The 3,731-nt window shown below is 73.2% G+C and carries 5 protein-coding genes; 2 read left to right on the top strand and 3 right to left on the bottom strand.

Annotation, left to right across the window (positions count from 1 at the left end):
- Both rsmI and AX737_RS00560 read left to right on the top strand, forming a co-directional pair.
- Positions 1-927, top strand: a 927-nt coding sequence (gene rsmI, locus AX737_RS00565; protein WP_066918152.1) for a 16S rRNA (cytidine(1402)-2'-O)-methyltransferase, incomplete at its 5' end; no start/stop codon positions are given.
- Positions 908-1,294 (top strand): YraN family protein, encoded by a 387-nt coding sequence (locus AX737_RS00560; RefSeq protein WP_066918150.1) that lies wholly within the window; start codon positions 908-910, stop codon positions 1,292-1,294. The genes rsmI and AX737_RS00560, both read left to right, overlap by 20 nt.
- A 13-nt stretch (positions 1,295-1,307) precedes the next feature.
- On the opposite strand, the gene AX737_RS00555 is transcribed toward AX737_RS00560, so the two are convergent.
- The 3 genes from AX737_RS00555 to AX737_RS00545 form a co-directional block, all read right to left on the bottom strand.
- Positions 1,308-1,697, bottom strand: a complete 390-nt coding sequence (locus AX737_RS00555; protein WP_066918148.1) for a response regulator — start codon at positions 1,695-1,697, stop codon at positions 1,308-1,310.
- A gap of 265 nt (positions 1,698-1,962) precedes the next feature.
- Entirely contained in the window at positions 1,963-3,063 is a 1,101-nt protein-coding gene (locus AX737_RS00550; protein ID WP_082772799.1) for a L,D-transpeptidase, read from the bottom strand.
- An 84-nt stretch (positions 3,064-3,147) separates the two neighbouring features.
- Positions 3,148-3,731 (bottom strand): extensin family protein (locus AX737_RS00545; RefSeq protein ID WP_197430397.1); only part of this gene is annotated, 584 nt, incomplete at its 5' end.

Raw genomic sequence — 3,731 nt, 5'->3', positions numbered from 1 at the left:
GGCCCGACCACCTTCACGGCCTTCGGGCTGGCCAGCGAGGCCGAGCCGCTCGCGCCCGGGCTCCACGTGGTGGCGACCCCGATCGGCAACCTGCGCGACATCACCATCCGGGCGCTCGCGACGCTGGCAGCCGCCGACGCGGTGCTGGCCGAGGATACCCGCGTCACGCGCACGCTGCTCGCCCATTACGGCATCACGACCCCGCTCCTCGCCTACCACGAGCACTCGACGGATGCCGTGCGCGCCCGGATGGTCGAGCGCCTGCGGGAGGGGCAGGCCCTGGCCCTGGTCTCGGATGCGGGCACGCCGCTCGTCTCGGATCCGGGCTTCAAGCTCGTCCAGGCGGCGATCGAGGCGGGCATCCCGGTGACACCCGTGCCCGGTGCCTCCGCGGTGATGACGGCCCTCGTCGCCGCCGGCCTGCCGACCGACCGCTTCTTCTTCGAGGGCTTCCTGCCCCAGAAGGCGGGTGCCCGGCGCAACCGCCTGGAGGCGCTCACCGGCCTGCCCGGCACGCTGGTGCTGTTCGAATCGCCCCACCGCCTGCCCGAGATGCTCGCCGACGCCGCCGAGGTGCTGGGTCCCGAGCGGCCCGCGGCCGTGACGCGGGAACTGACGAAGCTCTACGAGACGGTCCGGCGCGGGACGCTCGGCCACCTCTCCGCCCTCTTCGCCGAGGAGGGGGCGCCCAAGGGCGAGATCGTCGTCCTGATCGGCACGGGTCCGGAGGCCGCGCCGGAGGCGGACGGCGACGCGGCGCTCGACGCCGCGCTCCGCACGGCGCTCGCCCGCCACTCGATCAAGGACGCGGCGAGCCTGGTCTCCGACGAGACCGGACTGAAGCGGCGCCTCGTCTACGCGCGCGCCCTGGCGCTCAGCCGGCAGGATACGGGAGGCGAGGCGGGAGATGGACCGGACGACGCCTGAGCGGAGCGCCCGCCGCCGGGCCTATGCCAGCGGGCGCCGGGCGGAATGGATCGCGCTCGCGTGGCTGATGCTGAAGGGCTACCGGCCGCTCGACCTGCGGGTCGCGCTCGCGGGCGGTGAGATCGACCTCGTGGTGCGCCGCGGCGGCACCCTGGCCTTCGTCGAGGTGAAGGCCAGGGCTGAGCTGCGCGCGGCCCGGGAGGCGATCGACGCGCGCAAGCGCCGGCTGTTCTCGCGGGCGGTGCGGGCGTGGCTGGCGCGGCACCCGGCCTGCACCGGCCTCACCCTGCGGGCCGACGCGGTCTTCCTGGGACGGGGCGCCTGGCCGGAGCACGTGCCCGACGCCTTCGCGATCGAGGGGACGTGAGGCGCCCGGAGCCTCAGCCCCGCGCGGTGCGAATCGCCGAGATCAGCGTGCGCTTGAGGTCGGCCTGACTGAAGGGCTTCTGCACCACGGGCCGGTCGCGGAACGGCTCGCGGATGCCTGCGCCGCCGTAGCCCGTGGAGAAGATCAGCGGCAGGGCGCGCTTGGCGATGGTCTCGGCGACCGGGTAGATCGGCTCGCCCGCGACGTTCACGTCGAGGATCGCCACGTCGAAGCTCTCGCCCTCGGCCATCTCGAGCGCGGTGGCGAGCCGGGCGGCTGGCCCGACGACGTCGCAGCCGAAATCGAGCAGCATGTCTTCCAGCAGCATCGAGATCGCCGCCTCATCCTCCACGACGAGGACGCGGGCGCCCTGAAGGATGTCCTCGTTCGGTTCCGCAGTCACGCCGAGATGTCTTTCCTTCGATCTCGCCCCGAGACTCGGAGCCCTGCCGTGCGGTTGGTGCCGAACCGCGGAGGCAGCGGCCGTAACCCTCCGAAACGCGAACCCGCGGAGCCGGAGCGGACCTGCGGGATAGCCTGAGCCGTCGCCTGGAAAGCCGAGCGTGTCAAGCGCTCCGGAGCTTGGCGGCCCCGCGACCGAAAGGCAATGTTACGCCCTGATACATTTTGTCCGAGGACGCGGCGAAGCTGCCTCCATCGGGGCCGTCTCAGCCGTCCTTGAAGCTCACGCGGGCGCCCTTGGCGACGTGCAGCCCGAGGTCGCGCGCGTCCCAGTTGGTGAGCCGGATGCAGCCGTGGGACTCGGTCTTGCCGACGTTCTCCGGCTCCGGCGTGCCGTGGATGCCGTAGGACTCGATAGCCAGGTCGATCCAGACCGCGCCGACCGGGTTGTTCGGCCCTGCCTTGACGGTGAACTTCCGGCGCGCCTTCACGCCCTTGAACCCGTATTTGGGGTTGTAGGTATAGGTCGGGTCGAAGGCGACGCGGGTCACCTTGGTCTCGCCGCTCGGCGCCGGCTTCTCGGCGCTGCCGATCGAGGCCGGGTAGTAGGCGAGCAGCGTGCCCTCCTTGTCGAAGGCGCGCACGTCGCGGCTGCCCTTGTCGACCTCGATGCGCTCCACCTTCGGCTCCTGCGGGAGCGCCTTCGGGTTCGGCCGCCCGCCCTCCAGCGGCGTCACCGCCGCGACGAGGAGCACCGTGCCGGGCTTGTCGAAGGGCTTGCCGGGGTTGAGCGCGCTCAGGAGGTCGCGGCTCATGTGGAAGCGCTCGGCCAGCATCTCGCGGGCGTTGGTGTAGCCGAGGTCGTCGAGTTCGGCCTGCTTCTCCAACTCGCGCGGCACCCGCTCCACGAACGGCGTCTTCGCGTCGTCCTCGCTGACCGTGTACTCCGTGACGACGGGCTTCGAATCCGCCCGCAGCTTTTCAAGCAGCGCGGGCGTCGGCGCGCGCGTGGCGGGCAGCCCCTGCGCCGCCGCGTAGGCCGCGATCGCGCCCTTGAGGTTGTCGCCGTCCCGGCCGTCGATCGCGCCGGGGGAGAAGCGGGCCCGATCGAGCAGGACCTGAACCTTCACGAGGAGCGGGTCGGGGCGCTCGGTCCTGGTGGCCGTCTTCCGGTCCGAAGCCTTCCCGGCCTTGTCCGCGGCCTTGTCCCCGCCGGCTTCGGCCGGGAGCGCCGCGTCGTTGATCGCCCCGGCGGTGAGCGGCGGCAGTTCGGGCGCCTTGGGTGGGGTCTTCCGGGCGGCGGCCGTGCCGGAGAGCGCCGCCAGCGCGAGGGCGGCGAGGCCCGCCCGCATCGAGAACCCCTGCATCATCCCCGTCCGAGACTCCGGGAGCGTGGCGCTCCGCGGCGATAAAGTCCCGGGCCGGGGCGAACGTTCCGCGGCCCCGCGGCCCTACTGGCAGAGGCGGTGGCCGGCGTTGCGCTCGCGCTCGTCGAGGTGGAGGTGGTCGGCGTGGGCGGCGTTCGAGCCCGGCCCCAGCACGGTGCGGAAGAACGCGCAGGCCCGGCCCCGCACGGCGTCGAGGAAACGGCCCTCGTCCGAGCCGGCGGGCTTGGCGGCGACCGTGACCGGCGCCCGTCCCTCGAGGCCGAAGCTCATCACGTCGATGCCGTTGGCGAAGGCGTGCTCGCTGAGCTTGGCCTCGACGTCGTGGTTCTGGCCGCGGCACTCGTAGGAAGTGCCGATCGCGATCGACCGCAGCGGCTGCTTCAGCTCGCGCTCGGCCGCGACCTGCGCCTCGGTCGCCCAGCGCGCCAGCGCCTCCGCGGCCGTGCAGGTCAGCGTCGCCGATTGCGGCAGGGCGACCCCGTCGAGCGCGGTCAGCTTCAGGGGCAGCGGCGCGCCGCACTGGCCGTTCGCGATCGCGGGCAGGGGCTCGAAGCGCGCGCCGAGCCGCGCGAGGCGGGTGCGGCAGGCCGCGTCGTCGGGGGCCGAGACCTTGAGGGCGAGCGCCGCCTCCCCGGAGAGTTCGGGCG

This window comes from Methylobacterium sp. CCH5-D2, from assembly GCF_001556475.1.
In the GTDB taxonomy this organism is placed as follows: domain Bacteria; phylum Pseudomonadota; class Alphaproteobacteria; order Rhizobiales; family Beijerinckiaceae; genus Methylobacterium; species Methylobacterium hispanicum.
Note: the sequence above shows the minus strand (reverse complement) of the source record. Positions and strands in the feature narration are given on the sequence as shown.